This window comes from Nonomuraea africana, assembly GCF_014873535.1.
In the GTDB taxonomy this organism is placed as follows: Bacteria; Actinomycetota; Actinomycetes; order Streptosporangiales; family Streptosporangiaceae; genus Nonomuraea; species Nonomuraea africana.
This window is the reverse complement of record NZ_JADBEF010000001.1, coordinates 7428472-7446033: the sequence shown is the minus strand read 5'-3', so window position 1 is coordinate 7446033 and position 17562 is coordinate 7428472. Positions and strand designations below refer to the sequence as shown.

Annotated in this window: 15 protein-coding genes; 3 read left to right on the top strand and 12 right to left on the bottom strand. The window is 69.0% G+C overall.

Annotated features, from left to right (window positions below; all coding sequences use genetic code 11):
* Positions 1 to 59: 59 nt before the first annotated feature.
* From H4W81_RS35395 to H4W81_RS35385, 3 genes are all read right to left on the bottom strand, one after another.
* Positions 60 to 1106, bottom strand: coding sequence for a threonine aldolase family protein (locus tag H4W81_RS35395; protein WP_192778774.1), 1047 nt, complete (start codon positions 1104 to 1106; stop codon positions 60 to 62).
* 63 nt (positions 1107 to 1169) lie between these two features.
* Positions 1170 to 2117, bottom strand: coding sequence for a D-alanine--D-alanine ligase family protein (locus H4W81_RS35390; protein ID WP_192778773.1), 948 nt, complete (start codon positions 2115 to 2117; stop codon positions 1170 to 1172).
* A 681-nt stretch (positions 2118 to 2798) separates the two neighbouring features.
* The gene (locus H4W81_RS35385) at positions 2799 to 4031 is read right to left on the bottom strand and encodes an aminotransferase-like domain-containing protein (protein WP_225960533.1); all 1233 of its coding nucleotides are present in this window, start codon (positions 4029 to 4031) and stop codon (positions 2799 to 2801) included.
* 258 nt (positions 4032 to 4289) lie between these two features.
* On the opposite strand from H4W81_RS35385, the gene H4W81_RS35380 reads away from it, so the two are divergent.
* Both H4W81_RS35380 and H4W81_RS35375 read left to right on the top strand, forming a co-directional pair.
* Positions 4290 to 4907: a GNAT family N-acetyltransferase gene (locus H4W81_RS35380; protein WP_192778771.1), complete on the top strand. Its 618-nt coding sequence runs from the start codon at positions 4290 to 4292 to the stop codon at positions 4905 to 4907.
* Positions 4908 to 5182: 275 nt separating this feature from the next.
* Entirely contained in the window at positions 5183 to 5668 is a 486-nt protein-coding gene (locus tag H4W81_RS35375; RefSeq protein ID WP_192778770.1) for a GNAT family N-acetyltransferase, read from the top strand.
* 272 nt (positions 5669 to 5940) lie between these two features.
* Here the strand turns inward: H4W81_RS35375 and trxA are convergent, their stop codons facing one another.
* The 8 genes from trxA to H4W81_RS35335 form a co-directional block, all read right to left on the bottom strand.
* Positions 5941 to 6255: a thioredoxin gene (gene trxA / locus H4W81_RS35370; RefSeq protein ID WP_318782205.1), complete on the bottom strand. Its 315-nt coding sequence runs from the start codon at positions 6253 to 6255 to the stop codon at positions 5941 to 5943.
* A 14-nt stretch (positions 6256 to 6269) separates the two neighbouring features.
* Complete coding sequence (trxB, locus tag H4W81_RS35365; RefSeq protein WP_192778768.1) at positions 6270 to 7202, bottom strand: thioredoxin-disulfide reductase; 933 nt, start codon at positions 7200 to 7202, stop codon at positions 6270 to 6272.
* A gap of 137 nt (positions 7203 to 7339) precedes the next feature.
* Positions 7340 to 8323 (bottom strand): anti-sigma factor family protein, encoded by a 984-nt coding sequence (locus H4W81_RS35360; protein ID WP_192778767.1) that lies wholly within the window; start codon positions 8321 to 8323, stop codon positions 7340 to 7342.
* Positions 8313 to 8924, bottom strand: coding sequence for an RNA polymerase sigma factor SigM (gene sigM / locus H4W81_RS35355; protein ID WP_397127774.1), 612 nt, complete (start codon positions 8922 to 8924; stop codon positions 8313 to 8315). The genes H4W81_RS35360 and sigM overlap by 11 nt, the downstream gene beginning before the upstream one ends.
* Before the next feature lie 5 nt (positions 8925 to 8929).
* A complete protein-coding gene (locus H4W81_RS35350; RefSeq protein ID WP_192778766.1) occupies positions 8930 to 10417 on the bottom strand; it encodes a protein kinase family protein in 1488 nt (495 codons plus the stop codon).
* A 129-nt stretch (positions 10418 to 10546) separates the two neighbouring features.
* On the bottom strand, positions 10547 to 12154 hold the full coding sequence (murJ, locus tag H4W81_RS35345; RefSeq protein WP_225958948.1) for a murein biosynthesis integral membrane protein MurJ: 1608 nt from the start codon (positions 12152 to 12154) through the stop codon (positions 10547 to 10549).
* Positions 12151 to 14232, bottom strand: coding sequence for a DUF6049 family protein (locus tag H4W81_RS35340; RefSeq protein ID WP_192778765.1), 2082 nt, complete (start codon positions 14230 to 14232; stop codon positions 12151 to 12153). Before H4W81_RS35340 ends, murJ begins: the two co-directional genes overlap by 4 nt.
* A 46-nt stretch (positions 14233 to 14278) precedes the next feature.
* Entirely contained in the window at positions 14279 to 14788 is a 510-nt protein-coding gene (locus H4W81_RS35335; protein ID WP_192778764.1) for a YbaK/EbsC family protein, read from the bottom strand.
* 81 nt (positions 14789 to 14869) lie between these two features.
* Here H4W81_RS35335 and H4W81_RS35330 point away from each other — a divergent pair, with 81 nt between their 5' ends.
* A complete protein-coding gene (locus H4W81_RS35330; RefSeq protein ID WP_192778763.1) occupies positions 14870 to 16300 on the top strand; it encodes a CCA tRNA nucleotidyltransferase in 1431 nt (476 codons plus the stop codon).
* Here H4W81_RS35330 and H4W81_RS35325 read toward each other — a convergent pair.
* Positions 16260 to 17555: an MFS transporter gene (locus H4W81_RS35325; RefSeq protein WP_192778762.1), complete on the bottom strand. Its 1296-nt coding sequence runs from the start codon at positions 17553 to 17555 to the stop codon at positions 16260 to 16262. The two genes, H4W81_RS35330 and H4W81_RS35325, sit on opposite strands and share 41 nt — an antisense overlap.
* Between the last annotated feature and the right edge of the window lie 7 nt (positions 17556 to 17562).

Here is a 17562-nt window from a genome sequence, read left to right as displayed (position 1 = left end):
CGAGATGGCAGCGCCCCAAGGTTTCACGTGAAACGGAGGCGTGTCGCGGCATGCAATCGTTAGACGCTCAGGTGGCTTTTGATGTCTTCGATGAAGTCGTCCACCTGATCGGGCGTCGTGTCGAAGGCGGTCATCCAGCGGACCACGCCGCTGCGCTCATCCCAGACGTGGAAGAGATACCGCTCCTGCAGCGCCGTCGTCACCTTCTCCGGCAGTGCGGCGAAGACGGCGTTGGACTCGACCGCATAGGTGATCTCGACTCCAGGAAGCGCGGCGACCCCTTGAGCGAGTCGCTGCGCCATGGCGTTCGCACGGGCGGCGTTCGCTCGCCACAGCTCATCCGTCAGCAGCGCCGAAAGCTGCGCCGAGATGAAGCGCATCTTCGACGCCAGCTGGAGCGACTGCCGACGAAGAAACGGCACCCCCTGGCTGAGCGACGGCTCCAGCACCACCACGGCCTCTGCGGCCAGAGCACCGTTCTTGGTCCCTCCAAAGCTGAACACGTCGACACCCGCATCCGTTGTGATCGCCCGGAGGGAACAGCCAAGAAAGGCGGCCGCGTTGGCGAGGCGGGCGCCGTCCACGTGGAGGAAGAGACCCGCGTCGTGCGCCGCCTCGGCGAGGGCGGCGATCTCGTCGGGGGAGTAGCAGGTGCCGAGCTCGGTCACCTGGGAGATGGACACCACACGCGGCTGCGACTCGTGGGGAATGCCCAGACCGCCCAGGCGGGAGGAGATGTCCTGAGGTGTGAGCTTGCCGTCCGGCGTTGGCACGGTGATCAGCTTCACGCCGAGCAGCCGCTCGGCGGCGCCCGCCTCGTGCGTGGCGATGTGCGCGGTGTCCGCACAGATGATGGCGTCGTACCGGCCCAGCATGAGGGCCAGGCCCACCATGTTGGCGCCGGCGCCGTTGAGGACCGGGAACCCCTCGGCATGGTCGCCGAACTCGTCCTTGATGCGTCGCTCGAAGGCGGCCGTGCAGCTGTCCCCGCCGTAGGCAGGGGCGTCACCTTCGTTGGCGGTGGAGATGGCGGCGAGGATCGCTGGGTGAACGCCGGCGTGGTTGTCGCTGGCGAAGCTCTTGGGATACAGGGAGTCGATGAGCACACCGCCAGGCTAATGAGCCACTGGCAACAACGTCCTCCTGGCTCCGCGGCTGGGGATATGAGGTCAGCGGTTGGCGGCTTGTTCGAGGAGGCCTCTGCACAGCGTGCCCAGGTCCTTACCTGCCGCCTCCACCGCCATGGGAAGCAGCGAAGTCTCCGTCATGCCCGGAGCGACGTTCACCTCGAGGAAGTACGGCTGTCCCTGGGCGTCCACGATGAGGTCCGTACGCGACAGGTCCCGCAGCCCCAGTGCCTTATGCGCCGTCACCGCCATCTCCGCGCAAGCGGCGGACTCCTCAGGCGACAGGCGCGCGGGTGCGAAGAACTCGGTGTGCCCCGCGGTGTAGCGGGCGGCGTAGTCGTACACCCCCTCGTCGGGAACGATCTCGACCGGCGGCAGCGCCACGGGACCGTCGCCGAGGTCGACCACGGACATGGCCACCTCGACCCCCTCGATGTACCGCTCGACGAGCGCCGTGTCGCCGTACGCGAAGCACCCCACCATGGCCGCGGGCAGCTCCTCAGTGGTACGCACGACGGACGCCCCGAGCGCCGACCCGCCACGGGCGGGCTTGACGAACAGGGGGAGTCCGAGATGCTCCACGATGCGGGAGAGCACCGCGGAGGCGCCGAGATCGTGGAACGTCTCCTTGGGAAGGGTGACCGACTCAGGCGTCCGGAGCCCCACGGACCTGACCACCGCCTTGGCCGTCGGCTTGTCGAAGGCCACCCGGCACGCGTCGGGATCCGCACCCACGTAAGGAACGCCCAGGAGCTCCAGGACCGAACGGATCGCGCCGTCCTCACCGGCCCCACCGTGCAACGTGACGAACACCGCGTCAGGCGGGTCGGCCAGCACCGCGGGCATCAGGGAGGCGTCGGTGTCCCTGGTCTCGACGTCGATGCCCGCCGCGCGCAGCACCTCGCTCACCCGCCGCCCCGACCGCAGCGAGACCTCGCGCTCGTAGGACAGTCCGCCGGCAAGCACGAGCACATGACCCAGGTCGCTCATCAAAATCCTCCGTAGATCGTGCTCATCGCACGATGTTCCACCGTACCGGGCTGGCGGTTGCTTTCCGGTCCGCTCCATTCTTCCCCGGTACGGCAAGCCGCCCCAAGCGCCACCGCCGGTCACCGCTGACCGTCCGTCCAGGGGACGCTCCTCGTGCGCCGCCGGCGGGCCGCCGCAACGGCGCCCCACCCAGGGGATTACCACCGTCAGCCACCCCAGGACCCCAGGCCCACTTGGACATGCGTGAGGTGAGGGGGCCCGACAGCGCGCGACTCTATGGCGCACGACCCGATGTCGCGCGAGCACAGGGCGCGTCGGTAATGGCGCGTGAGGTTAGGGCGTGGATGAGACGCGAGGCGGGGCCGATGGCATGCGTGCTACGCAAGGCAGCGCTGATGGTGTTCGTGCGACTCGGCGCGATGCCGATGCATGCGCGTGGATGGCGGCGCGCTGAAGGTTGACGGCGGGCGCCCATGAAGGTTCCACACCACAGCGAGGTGCTGGCTGTGACGAGCAGTTCACGAGTGCCGAGGTACCCGGAAGCGAGGAAATCCTCCTCCACCCGCGTCTCTCAGGCCCCAGCTCTCCCGGCAGCCCCAGAACGCCCGTCCCGCAGAATCGCTCTCCTACAACAAACGGGAGCACGGCCACCAGCAGCCGTGCTCCCGTTTCGAAGCGAAATCACGCCAGATCAGGTCCAGGCGTATCCAACCCGTGATGCCCCAAGATCGACCCGGTGCCGAACGTGTCGCGCAGCTGGATCTCCTGCTCGATCACCCCCGCCAGCCGCCGCACCCCTTCGCGGATCCGGTCCGGCTCCGGGTAGCAGAACGACAGGCGCATGTGCCGAGCGCCGCTGCCGTCCGAGAAGAACCCGGTGCCCGGAACGAACGCCACCCGCTCCGCCACCGCCCGCGGCAGGATCGCCTTGGAGTCGAGCCCCTCGGGCAGCGACGTCCACACGAAGAACCCGCCTCCCGGACGCGTCCAGGTGACATCGGGCGGCATCAGGGACTCGAGCGAGCTGAGCATCGCATCCCTGCGCTCCCTGTAGAGCTCGCGGAAGGCCTTGATCTGCTCACGCCACGGCTGCGTCGCCAGGTACTGCCCGACGGCCAGCTGTGTGAAGGTCGAGTGCGACAGCACCGCGGACTCCATCGCGAGCACGAGCTTGTCGCGGATGGCATGGGGAGCGAGGGCCCATCCGACGCGGAATCCCGGAGCCAGCGTCTTGGAGAACGAGCCCAGGTACACCACGCCGTCGGCGTTGTCGGCGCGCAGCGCCCGCATGGGGTCGCCGTCGAACCCGAGCAGGCCGTACGGGTTGTCCTCGATGATCAGGATCCCGGCCCGCTGGCAGATGTCGAGCACCTGCTGCCGGCGGGCGACGTTCATGGTGACGCCGCCGGGGTTGTGGAACGTCGGGATCGTGTAGAGGAACTTGATGCGGCTGCCCGCGGCACGCAGCGCGTAGATGGTCTGCGCGAGCGACTCGGGGATGAGGCCCTGCTCGTCCATAGCGATATGGACCACTTTGGCCTGGTATGCGGCGAATGTCCCGAGGGCGCCGACGTACGAGGGACCCTCGGCGAGCACGACGTCGCCCGGGTCGATGAAGATGCGCGTGATCAGGTCGAGCGCCTGCTGCGAGCCGACGGTGGCCACGACGTCGTCGGGGCTGGCGTCGATGCCCTCCATGCGCATGACCTCGCAGATCTGCTCGCGCAGGTGCGGGTCACCCTGCGCCGAGCCGTACTGCAGGGCGACGGGACCGCGGCGGGCGACCAGCTCGGACACCAGGTCGCCGACGACATCGAGGGGAAGGGCCGTGACGTACGGCATGCCGCCGGCGAGTGAGACCACCTCGGGCCTCGACGCGACGGCGAAGAGAGCTCGGATCTCGGAGGCGACCATCCCGGTAGCTCGCGCGGCGTACCGATCGACGTAGGCGTCGATACGCGACCCTTGGGTCGCGGGCGTCTGACCGTGATCCGTCTCTTCTGTCACGGTCCACCTCCTAGGTGTGGCATTGACCGAGATACCAGACTACGTCAGAGCATTGACCCGCCCACGACCGGGACAGCCCACTGCCGACATCGTCACTGAGTTACGATGCCAGCTGGGGACGCGGTATTCGCGCGCTTTTCCGCCAAGCAACGATTGGGGCAATAGTTGTCGCGTCGGCTGGCCAACATCACTCTGGACAACCTGGACGATCTGCCGCGTCGATGCCGGCAGTGCGTCTTCTGGGAGCTCGACCCTGTCAGCGGTGAGCGCGCCGTCAAGACGGGCGATCCTGGGCTGGAGAAAGAGGCCTGGATCTCGGCGACCCTGCTCGAGTGGGGGAGCTGCGGAAAGATCGTGTACGTCGACGGGGTGCCCGCGGGATTCGTCCTCTACAGCCCGCCGCTCTACACCCCCCGCTCGGTGGCCTTCCCCACCTCGCCGGTGAGCGCCGACGCAGTCCTGCTGATGACCGCGCACATCGTTCCCGAGTTCTCCGGCGGCGGTCTGGGGCGGATGCTCATCCAGGGGGTGGCCAAGGACCTGACCCGGCGGGGCGTGCGTGCGATCGAGGCCTTCGGCGACCTGAAGTGGGAGGAGCCGAGCTGCGTGGTGCCCGCCGAATACCTGCTGTCGGTCGGATTCAAGACGGTCCGACCGCATCTGCGCTACCCCCGGCTCAGGCTGGAGCTCAAGAGCGCCGTGTCGTGGCGTGAGGACGTCGAGGTGGCCCTGGAGCGGCTCCTGGGATCCATGAGCCCGGAACGCGCCCTCCGCCCCGTCTGAGCGATCTCCAGGCCTCCCAGCAAACCAGGACAACCCCGTCGGACAGCGCCATCCCAGGACTATCTCGTACGGCAGCAGCACCCCCAGGGCCATCTCGTACGGCAGCGCCACCCTTAGCACCATCTCGTACGGCAGCGCCACCCCAGCCGCCACCCAGGGCACGGGGCCGGCGCCTGTCCAGGGATACGCGTCACCGAGCGCGCGTGGCCGGGGTCCGAAACGGACCGCGGAAAAACCGCTGGTACCGACAGGAGGGCCTGGGCCACCATCCCGTCATGACCCCGCCCTCGATCGACATCCGTCCCGCCACCTCCGCAGACGCCGCCCTCCTGGCCCAGATGAACGAGTTCGTCCACGCGGTCCACGCGCGGAACCGGCCGGATATCTTTCGGGCCGACCCCGCCCAGGCCGATCTGGTCCCGCTCTTCGAAGCCCATCTGGCCCGCCCCGACATTCGGATCCTCATCGCCTGGTCGTCGGGCCGGCCGATCGGATACGCCCTGGCGATCATCGTCGAGCGCCCGGGTGACGCCCTCGTCCAGCCGAGAACCTTCGCCGTTCTGGAACATCTGGCCGTCGCCCCCACAGCGATCCGCACCGGCGTCGGCACCGCCCTGGTCGACGCGGTCCGTGCCGCAGGCAGGGCGGCCGGATGCGCCGCCTTGCTCACCGAGGCGTGGGACTTCAACCAGGAGGCCCTGGCCTTCTACCAGGCCCAGGGATTCACTCCCATGCGCCACTGGCTCGAGCAGCAACTGTGACGCGCCTCGCGGGGCCCGCTGGGGCGCCGAAGTCCGCTGTGACGCGCTTTCAGGGTCTGCGGGAGCGCCAAAGTCCACTGTGGCACGGCTCGTGCGATCTTCAGGCGCCAACAGACCACTGTGACGCGCCTCTAGGATCTGCGGGAGCGCCAAAAGGCCGTTGTGACGTACCTCGCGGATGCGGCAAAGACTGCTGGGACGCGCCTCATAGGTCGCCGGGGCGTCAAAAGGCCCCGAGGGGCGTGCCCCCGGGGCCTGGTGTAGCGGGTGGGCTAGATGATGCCCTCGAGCTCGCGCAGCAGCATGGCCTTCGGCTTGGCGCCGATGATCTGCTTCACGACCTCGCCACCCTTGTAGACGTTCATCGTCGGGATCTGGAGCACACCGTAGTCGCGCGGGACGTTCGGGTTCTCGTCGATGTTCAGCTTGACGATCTCCAGCTTGTCCCCGTACTCCTTCGAGATCTCCTCGAGGATCGGCGCGACCTGGCGGCACGGGCCGCACCATTCGGCCCAGAAGTCGACAAGGACGGGCTTGTCGTTCTTGAGGACGTCCGCCTCGAACGAGGCGTCGGTGACTGCCTTCACAGTGGGCTCCTTCGTTAGTTCTCGTTGCTTGCGAGCCAGCGCTCGGAGTCGAGTGACGCCGAGCATCCCGTGCCCGCGGCGGTGATGGCCTGCCGGTAGGTGTGGTCGACGACGTCGCCGGCGGCGAACACGCCGGGGATGTTCGTCGCGGTCGTGGGTGAGGCGACCTTGATGTAGCCGTCGTCGTCGAGTTCGACCTGGCCCTTGACCAGGTCGGTGCGCGGGTCGTGGCCGATGGCGATGAACAGCCCGTCGGCGGCCAGCTCGCACTCCTCGCCCGTCTTGAGGTTGCGCAGCTGGACCGCGGTCACCTTGTCGTCGCCGAGCACGTCGACGACCTCGGTGTCCCAGACGAATCTGATCTTCTCGTTGGCGAAGGCGCGCTCCTGCATGATCTTGCTGGCGCGCAGCTCGTCACGGCGGTGGACGACCGTCACCATGCGCGCGAAGCGGGTGAGGAAGGTCGCCTCCTCCATGGCGGTGTCGCCGCCGCCGACCACGACGATGTCCTTGTTGCGGAAGAAGAACCCGTCACAGGTCGCGCACCAGGAGACGCCGTGTCCTGACAGGCGCTTCTCGTTCACCAGGCCGAGCTCGCGGTAGCCGGAACCCATCGCGAGGATGACCGACTTGGCGTAGTACGTGTCGGTGTGGGTCTTGACGACCTTGGGGTTGGCCTCGAGGTCGACCTCGACCACGTCGTCGGCCACCAGCTCGGCGCCGAACCGCTCGGCCTGCTTGCGCAGGTTGTCCATGAGGTCGGGGCCCATGATGCCGTCCGGGAAGCCGGGGAAGTTCTCCACGTCGGTGGTGTTCATGAGGGCGCCACCCGCGGTGACCGAGCCCTCGAAGACCAGCGGCTTGAGTTCGGCGCGGGCGGAGTAGACGGCCGAGGTGTACCCCGCGGGGCCCGAACCGATGATGATCACATTCCGGACGTCGCTCAACGCTCCACGCCTTCCTTCTCTGTTTGCCAGTGGCGTCAACAGATCCTAGGCGGCTGTGATTCCCAGCCCTACCCACATCGCCAGGGGCAAACGAAAGGAGCCCGCACAGGGCGGGCTCCTCGCGTCGGAAAGGGGATCTACTTCCAGTTACCCAGTGTGGGCTTGACGATGTTCTTGCACTTGAACGGGTCGACCACGTCGACCCTGACCCGCAGCGCGGTCTTGTTCTTCCACGAGGCGATGATCAGTGCCTCCTGGCCGTTGAACTCGCTCTGGTCCACCGTGAACGGCCTGAGCTTGCTCCGGGCGGCCACCCGCTCGACACACGCGGACACCTTGGGATCGACACCGCCGGCGTCCTTGGAGCCGGGAGCCGCGCCCAGGAAGGTACTCAGCGGCTGCTTGAGGTCCTGGGAGCTCCAGTTGTAGTCGGTGTCGGTCACCATGTAGCTCAGCGCCGGCTGCGAAACCGAGGGCAGGGCCTGAGCCTGGAGGTCCTTGCTGGGCGATGGATCGGATCCGCCCGCCAGCAAGCCGGTCGATATGCCCGCGGCACCGACCACGACCGCTGCCGCGGCCGCCGCCACCAACGGCATGCCCCACCGGCGCCGTCCCGAGGGGCGCTGCCCCGGGGGCCGCTGCCCCGCCGAGCGCCGCGCACCGGGGCGCCGCCCCGACGAGCCGTGCCCTGGAGCGCCATGCCCTGGGGAACCGTGGCCCGAGGAGCCCTGTCCGGAGGAGCCGTGCCCCCAGGAGCCCGAGGCGGTGCGTCCCGCATGGGCTGGGACGGCGTGGCCGTCCTCGGCGACCATGCCGAGCCGTACGGGCTCGGAGGTCTCTCTGGTCAGCTCCTCCCAGTCAGGGCCGTCGAGGAGGCCGAGACGGCCTCCTGCGGCCTCTTGAGCAAGGGCCTGGTCGATCCGCATCGCGACACCCATCGGCATGGCCGGTGTGGGAGTCGCCGCGAGCACCTCGCGAACCGCGGCCAGGTCGGCCAGGAGCTCCCCACAGGGGTCGCAAACCGCGAGATGCTCGCGGACCTGTTCGGCCGTGGCAGCGTCCAGAAGACCCTCGGCCAGCTCGGCCAAGATCTCCAGATCGTAGTGCGTGTCACCCGTCACGAAGTTCTGCTCCCTTCGCGGATGAGACGCGAGTCAGGTCTGTTCGGTTCCGCAGATGCGAAAGAATTGGGGCAAGTTTCGCGCGACCCCTCGCGCACCGGCTCTTCACGGTGCCGCTCGGCACGGACAGCACCTGAGCTGCGTCTTCGACGGAATAGCCCATCATGTCGACGAGGACGAGCGCGGCCCGCTGGTCGGCTGGAAGCAGTTTGAGCGCGGCCGAAACCTCCATGGAGACCTCGCGCTCGCCGGTCTGGTCGGGCATGGGCGTGTCACGCTCGGCTGCCTCGATGAGCTCGTCATCGGCGACGGGCCGAACGGATTTACGGCGCATCCTGTCGAGGCAGGCGTTGACCACGATGCGGTGCAGCCAGGTCGTGACAGCCGCCTCGCCGCGAAAGCTGTGCGCTTTCCGGTAAGCGGAAACAAATGCGTCTTGTACGGCATCAGCCGCCTCGTCGGGGTCGCCCAGCGTGCGCAGGGCGACCGCCCACATGCGGTCCCGGTGCCTCTTGACTATCTCACTGAACGCATGCTGATCCCCGTCGAGGTGCAAGGTGAGCAGCTCGGCATCGGAGAGTGGCTCAGGTGGGGAATTCACAAGGTTTATGCCGTTCCGGGGGAATACACCACTACGTCATAGATGGTGCCACGAAACTTCCCAGCATCCGCAGGAAGACGCGTAAACCAGATCAAAACGTACTGACCGGTTGCGACCTCGGCCGGCGTCAGGGTGACCTTTCCCGAGACGTCTTTCTGCTTGGCCACGGTCTTGAGAGAGGACAGGTCGGGGGAGTCTCCTACCTTGAGCTCGACGCTGGACCCCGCGGCGGTGGACAGCGTCGCGATCACATCGGCGATCTTCGTTGGCTTCCCCATGTCCAGCAGCAGCCCCACACCGGGCTTGAGGTTGCCGAGCGTCGCGCTGTTGTAGTTGGTGGTGTGCCAGAAGGTGTCGCCCTCGCCGTCGATGGCGTCCTTGGCCAGTTCGGGATGCTCGGCCCGGTCGTCGCCGAGAGGGTCGAAGCCCGTCGCGCTCGACGGCTTGACGATCTGCGGCTCGACGGTGGCCGAAGGAGGGGCCTGGCTCCGCGCGGCCTCGGGAGGCGCGGGGTTGCCGAGCTTGCGGCCGAGCGTCCAGGCGCCGACGCCGACCGCGGCGATCACCAGCAGCACCACGAACGTCATCAGCACCCTGTTCAGGGTGCTGGGCTGGTTGGCGCGAGGGGGCGGCGAGGAATATGTCCGCTGCTGGGTCTCGAGCCCCTCGGCGCGGGAGACGGCGGGGACGTGCGGCGGCGAGGGCGGTGGCGTGTAGGAGATCGGCAGCGGCCGCGCCACGTCCGCGAGCGCCTCCGCCACCTGGTCGGGTCTGGCCAGCGCGCTCTGGCTCCTGCGCGACTCGGGCAGCACCGCCCTGCAGGTGATGGTGTCGAGGTAGCCGGGCACGCCCGCGGTCACCTGGCGCGGCGTGCAGAAGTGCCCGTCGATCATCGGGGCGGCGGGCAGCCCGCCCTCCTCCTCGTCGCCGGGCCAGTGCCCGGTCAGGCCGGCGTAGAGCAGGCGGCCCAGGCCCTCGGCGTCCTCGAGCGCGGGATCGTCGGTGGTGAGCCCGGCGAGCGCGGCGTCGACGGCGACCCCGAGCACCTTGACCGTGTTGCCGGTGGTCCAGACGAGCTTGCTCGGGCGCAGGCACAGGTGGTGGAGGTCGTGCTCGTGCGCGTGTGCCAGCGCCTCGGCGGCCTCGGCCACCAGCACGGCGGCGCGCTCGGGCTCGAGGGGCCCGCCGGCCAGCAGGTCGGCGAGGGAGTCGCCGGTGACCCACTCGCTCACCACGTAGGCGAGCCCGTCGTCCTCGGCGGCGTCGAAGACCTGGGTCAGGCGCGGGTCGGTGAGCCGGCTCGCGGCGCGGGCGGCGGTCACGACCTCGGTGACGCGAGGGAAGTCGGGGTCGAAGGTGTGCACCGCGACAGGACGCGCGAGGATCTCGTCGATCGCCTTCCACAAGGTGGCGCCCTCGGACTCGTTGACGCGGTCCTCCAGCCTGAATCGCTGGGCGAGGCGGGTACCTGGTTCCACGGTAGAGGCACTCATGCTTCGATCACCTGCGCGGCCTCAGGCCACGCGGGCACGCTATGCCGGGTGGATCCTCCCACGCCCCTCCTGCTTCCATTCGCCACGTCGGGCACCATGCTAGTGCCGCGCCGGTTCTCGCCGGGTTCCTTACCGGCCTACCCGCCCGGCCACCATTCCAACGATCGAGTGGACCTCCGGGATACGCATCTTGTGAGCGATGACCAGATAAAGGGCCCCGCCGAGCCCGCCGCCGACGGCCAGAATGATCAGTGAGTTGATCAGGCTCAGCTCTCCGAACAGCTCCTGGACCCCCCAGACGGCACCCAGCGCCAGGACGGCGGTGGGCAGCGCGGCGATGTACATCCTGGTCAGCGCGGACCCCACGGCCCACCCGCCGAGGCCCTGCACCCGCCGGCTGGCCAGCGTCCACGCCACTATTGCGCCCAGGGCGTAAGCCACCGCGTAGGCGAAGGCCAGCCCCATGACGACGTACGCGGCGGGCAGCGTGTAGTAGGCCACCAGCATGAGCGCCGCGTTGACCGCCGTCGTGCCGGCGCCGACGAAGACGGGAGTGCGGGTGTCGCCGAAGCTGTAGAAGACGCGCAGCAGCAGCTGGAAGACCGAGAACGGCACCAGAGCCAGGCCGAAGACCTGCAGCACGTTACCGATGTAGACGGCGTTCTCCGGCGACGCGGCGCCGTGGCCGAAGATCAGCACGGTGATCGCCGGTCCGAGCACCATGAGCAGCAGCGAGATCGGCACCATGACGGAGGCGACCAGCCGCACCCCGGAGCCGAACTCGGAGCGCACGTCGTCGAGCCTGCCTTCGCCGACGGACCTGCTCATCCTGGGCAGCATGGCGGTGATGACCGAGACGCCGATGATGCCGTAGGGCAGCTGGAAGAGCTGGAAGGCGAAGTTGTACGGCGTGATGCCGTGCCCCTCGGCGACCGTGCTCGCCGCGGTGGCCAGGTTCGTGGTCAGCACCAGGCCGAGCTGGGTGACGACCACGTAGCCGATGGTCCAGACGCCCGCCCTGCCCATCTCGCCGAGCCTGGCGTTGCGCACGTCGAAGCGGAGCCTGAAGGAGAAGCCCGCCCGCTTGAGCGCCACGATGAGCACCAGGGCCTGGGCGACGATTCCCGCCGTCGTGCCGAGGCCGAGCAGCGCGAGGTCGAAGGAGGTGACCTTGGAGATGTCGTCACGGCCCGTGCTGACGACGATGTAGGCCAGCAGCACGCCGATGACGACCAGGTTGTTGAGGACCGGCGCCCACATCGGGGCGGCGAACCTGTCGCGGGTGTTGAGGATGGCGCCGGCGATCGCGCCGACCCCGAAGAAGGCCAGCTGCGGCAGGATGAACCTGGCCAGGGAGACCGCGACGTCGAACTCTCGCGAACCGGGCCGCCAGTTGGTGTAGAGGTCGATCAGCAGCGGGGCGGCCAGCACGGAGAGCACCGCCACGACCGTGAGCGCGAGCGTCGCGATGGTGAGCAGGCGCTGCTCGTAGGCCCTGCCGCCGTCGGGGTCCTGCTGCTGGGCCCGCACGATCATCGGCACCACCACGCTGCTGAGCACGCCCAGGATCAGCAGGTCGAGGATGCTGTAGGGGATCGTGTAGGCGGCCTGGTAGGCGTCGCCCATCAGACCGAGGCCGATCGCGGCAGCCAGGATGATCGTGCGCACGAACCCCGTGACCCTGGACACCATCGTGCCCGCGGCCATGATCGCGCTCGCCCGCAGCATTCGGCTCATACGCGCTCGTTCTCCCTAACCTTCGCCGTCTTCGCCAGCCGCCGCTGCGACCTGCGCCGCAGGATGCGCATCACCACCGCGGCCAGCATGACCGACAGCGCCGCCCCGATGATCACCAGCGCGATCCCCGTGTAGCCGGTCGTCCTGATCGTGAGCTTCTGCGGGGAGTCGTAGGTCTTGCCGTCGAGGGTGCCCAGGCGCACCGTCACCGTGGAGTCGCCGCTCGCCTTCGACCGCATTGTGACCTGGATCGTGCCGCTCTGCTTCGCGCCGATGACGAGCCGCTGGGGCTTGCCGTCGCCGACGATCTCCAGCACGCCTCGGTCGTCGGAGGTGACCTCCACGGTCAGGGAGATCCGCTGGTCGCGCTCGTTCTTGACGCTGATCGGGATCTGGCCCTCGTCACCGGCCAGGGACGCGCCGCCGGTGATGGTGACCAGCCCGAGATCGGCCTCGACCGCCTGGTCGACCTGCTTGATCTCCCTGCTGCCGGTGCCGGTCTTGGTGCGCCACGCGGAGGAGGCCAGCCGCAGCACCGCGGAGTCGAAGTCGGACGGCCGGCGCTCGGTGGTGATCGAGGAGGTCAGCTCCGCCTTGCGCGCCACCCGCCTGACCGCGTCGAGGTACTTCTTGCCGAGCTCCGCCTTGCGGTCGTCGTCGGTGTAGACCAGCCCCGAACGCGGCGTGGCGGCCTTGCCCGGCTTGATCGAGTCGAGCGGCACGCCGGTGAGCCAGGGCAGCCCCGCCGCGGTCTTCAGCAGGTTCGAGACGTGCGTGGGGTTGGGGTTCCATCGCCGCGCGGGCGCCACCACGAGCGACCGGGACGGGGGCGCGCCCGGCTCGCCGGCGATCAGGGCGGTCTCCGCCACGAACCGCTGCTTCTGCAGCGTGGTCGAGCCCGCCACCCCCTGCTCGAGCTCGAGCGTACGGCTGAGCCCCGGGTCGGCCAGCAGCGCGGTGACCGGCCCCGAGACGCTGTCGATCGTCGCGGCGGCGTCGGGCGTGAACGTCACGGGCGGGTTGGGCGGCAGGCTGTCGGCGTTGAGCAGCACGGTGGACACGCCGCTGACCGTCAGCAGGTCAAGCGCGTCGTCGTCGACCTTACCCGAGACGGGCCAGGCGATCGTGGTGGACACGTCCTGCTTGAGCAGGCTCCTGGCCTTGGAGCCGCCGATCGAGACCGCCTTGGCGGTCGCCTGGTCGAGCCCTTGGTGGGCGAGCGCCGTCACGTCGGGGTCGGCGTACGGCGTGGCGACCACCTTCTGACCGGCCAGCGCGGTGCGCAGGGAGTCGAGCCACTGACCGGCGCTGGCGTCGGCCGGACGGCTGGTCTTCTCGCCCGACTTGGGATGCACTGTGTACGGCCAGGTCATCGCCTTCACGTCGTCGAGGAGCGCGGGATCCACGAACCAGGTGACGTTCTTGGGCTGGGACTTGGCGATGCGCAGCAGATCGGCGAGGCGTCCGTTGCCGAGCAGCGAGGTGCGCAGGGTCTCGTCGATGAAGATGGAGTCGTCGCTGCGATGCGGCTGGTCGATGATCGGCAGCGCGAACGCCAGCTTGACCTTCGGGGTCGGGGGGACGGTCGGCGGCGCGTAGGTCAGGGACGTCCGCACCTTGGCGACCTGTTGCCAGTTGTTCAGCACCTCCACGCTCAGCGGGTAGACCCCGAACCGCGACAGGGCGAGCGCCGCGGGCGTCGTGACCAGATCGAAGGGCGCCGACGCGCCCGCCGCGACCGAGGGAATGGTGATCGTGGAGCTGAGCATGGCGTACTCGACGACAGGACCGCCCGCGAGGTACGCCTCCATGCCTGCGCGGTCGGTGAAGGGCTGCTTGGACGGCCACAGCCTGATGACCAGAGGGCCCATCGGCGTCGTGCCGGCGTTGGTGACCTTGCCGGAGACCTTGATCTCGTCGGTGAGCCGGCGCGGCACGTCCGGCGTGATCGACTCGATGGTCAGCTTCGCCTGCTGCGCCGTGACGGGCGCGGCGGCAGCCGTGCTCGCCGTCGTCACGACCGAGGGGGTGAGCAACGCGGCGATGAGGACGGAGAGGAGCGTGGCCTTACGGATCACGCGTCTGCCCGTGGAGGAGTTCGACGCACGCCGCCATGGTACGGGCTCAGTGCCGGAGCGCGACCGCCTCACGGACTCCCCTGGGAAGTTCGATGGGCCTGCTTGGCAGGAGTCGCAGCAGGTCGAGTGAGTGCAGACGCAATGCGGTACGGCGCTCGCCCGTGGGGGTGAAAAGGGGGCCGCCGTCGTTCGGGATCCGGTCGTCGACGAGCAGGGGCAGTTCGTGGGGGAGCAGCAGCGGGGAGACCAGCCCCGCCGCGTAGTCGGTGGCGGCGTTGATCACGAAGGCGGGCGCTGGGCGTACGCTCCTGACCCCGAGCAGCCTGCCGACCTGGCCGGGAGTGGGCGGGTGAGCCACGGTGGAGACGACGGCGACCACCTCGCGGCCCAGCCTGCCGCGCGTCTCGAACACCGTCACGGCCACGCACCGCTCGGGCGCCACCGAGATCGTCGAGGGCAACTCCTCCGCGCACGTCATGGGGCGCGGAAGGCGTACGATCTCATGATGGACCTGGTGTGCTAGGAGCCAGCGGTGGATCGCGAGGGCGTCCTTCATACAAGAGCTCCTAGCCTCGTTCCATGGCCCCCCGACGGTCTCTGACCGACGGTAACCCGGACCCTGTGTGGCTCGGGGGATATGTTCCGCAATCAGAAGGACCTACGCAGCTTGTCCGACTCAATTGAGATCTCCCGCAAGATCGCGCCGGTGGCGAACGAGCTCGGCGAGCTGTTCGCCGCACGCGGCCACGAGCTAGCCCTGGTGGGCGGGTCGGTGCGCGACATCCTGCTGGGCCGCATCGGCAACGACCTCGACCTGACCACCGACGCCAGGCCCGAGCGGGTGCTGGAGCTGGTCAGGGACTGGGCCGACTCGGTCTGGACGATCGGCATCGACTTCGGCACCGTCGGCGTGCGCAAGGGCGGCTGGCTGCTGGAGATCACCACCTACCGCAGCGAGTCCTACGACCCCAAGTCGCGCAAGCCCGAGGTCATGTACGGCGAGACGCTCGAGGCCGACCTGGAGCGCCGAGACTTCGCGGTCAACGCGATGGCGGTGCGGCTGCCCACCCACGAGTTCGTCGACCCCTACGGCGGCATGCGCGACCTGGCCGCTGGGGTGCTGCGCACTCCCGGCACGCCCGAGCAGTCCTTCGACGACGATCCGCTGCGCATGCTGCGCGCCGCCCGGTTCGCCTCGCAGCTCGGGTTCACGGTCGCGCCGGAGGCGCTCGCGGCGATGACCGCGATGGCCGAGCGCATCGAGATCGTCTCGGCCGAGCGGATCCGCGACGAGCTCGACAAGCTGGTCTGCGGCGCCAACCCCCGCGAGGGCCTGCGCCTGCTCGTCGAAACGGGCCTGGCCGCCCATGTCCTGCCCGAGTTGCCCAGGCTCCGCCTCGAGATCGACGAGCACCACCGCCACAAGGACGTCTACGATCACACCCTGATCGTCCTGGAGCAGGCCATCGCCCAGGAGGAGGACGGCAAGCCCGACCGCATCCTGCGCTGGGCCGCGCTCATGCACGACGTGGGCAAGCCGAAGACGCGCCGCCACGAGGAGGGCGGCAGGGTCTCCTTCCACCACCACGAGGTGGTCGGCGCGCAGATGACCAAGAAGCGCATGTCGGAGCTGAAGTTCCCGAAGGACGTCGTCTCCGACGTCGCCCGCCTGGTCGAGCTGCACCTGCGCTTCCACGGCTACGGCACGGGCGAGTGGACCGACAGCGCCGTGCGCCGCTACGTGCGTGACGCGGGGCCGCTGCTCGACCGGCTGCACAAGCTGACCAGGGCCGACTGCACCACCCGCAACAAGCGCAAGGCCCAGGTGCTCTCGCGCACCTACGACCAGCTCGAGGAGCGCATCGCCAGGCTCGCCGACGAGGAGGAGCTGGCCAAGATCAGGCCCGAGCTCGACGGCAACGAGATCCAGCGGATCCTCGACGTCGGCCCGGGGCCGGTGATCGGCAAGGCCTACAAGTTCCTGCTGGAGCTGCGCCTCGACAAGGGCCTCATCGGCAAGGAGGCGGCTACTGAGGCTCTGCTGGAGTGGGCGCGCGATTCGGCGTGACCATCCGGTAGACCACCGCGCCGAGCAGGTAGCCGATCGAGATGATCGCGACGGCCAGCAGCGACTTGCCGTTCGCCGGCAGGATCGCCGCCGACAGAGCCGCCGCCAGCACGTACATGCCGTTGAACAGCATGTCGTAGATGGAGAAGGCCCTGCCGAGGTAGGCGTCCTCGACGTCGCGCTGGACGCTGGTGTCGGCGCAGATCTTGACGCTCTGGCCGGTCACGCCGAGCACGAAGCCGGCGATCCACAGCCCCCACGGCTGGAAGGGGATGACCAGGATCGCGGTCAGCACGCCGGCCGTGACCAGCATGATCGGCACCCAGCGCTCGATGGGGAAGCGCTCGGTCGCCCACGGAGTGATGATCACCGCGAGGCCGTAGCCGACGGCCGAGGTCGCCACCACGATGCTGACGCCCGACAGCGCGGCCTCGGCGTCGCCGTCGGTGAAGTAGTAGCGGTAGAGGATGAGGCCCATCGCCGTCGCCATGCCGTACATGAAGCGGTGGGTCGCCATCGCGCCCATCGCGGCCGCGGCGGCGCGGTGGTGGACCAGGTGCCTGGCGCCGTCGGCGAGCCCGCTGACCACGTTGCGCAGGGCCTCGCGGGCCTGCGGGCGGTCGGGGTCGTAGGTGGGGCCGAGCAGGTCGCGGTGCATCGTGCGGGCGATGAGGGCGCTGAGCCCGAACACGACGCCCGAGACGGCCAGCAGCAGCGCGGTGCCCGACGCCTCGCCGTTGAACACCGAGCGCAGCAGCATGCCGAAGCCCACGCCGACGAAGGTGACGACCGTGCCGGAGGTGGGCGTGACCGCGTTGGCCATCATCAGCTGCTCGCGCGGCACGACATGGGGGAGCGAGGCGCCGAGCGCGGCCAGGAAGAACCTGTTGACGCCCAGCACGCCGAGGGCGGCCGCGTAGAAGAACTCGTTGGGCAGGCCGGTGGCCACGAACGTCGCCGCGACCAGCAGCAGTGCGCCGCGCACGATCGGCGCGACCACCAGGATCTGCCGCCGCGACCACCTGTCGATGAAGACGCCGACGAAGGGGCCGAGCACGCTGTACGGCAGCAGCAGCACCGCCAGGCCGATCGCCACCTGGAGCGCGGTCGTCTGCTTCTCGGGACTGAAGAAGGCGAAGCCCACCACGCCGAACTGGAAGATCCCGTCGGAGAACTGCGACACCAGGCGGGTGGAGAACAACCGTCTGAAGTCGCGCCCCTTCAGGATCGTGCGGAGATCGGCGGCATAAGACACGTCGTCA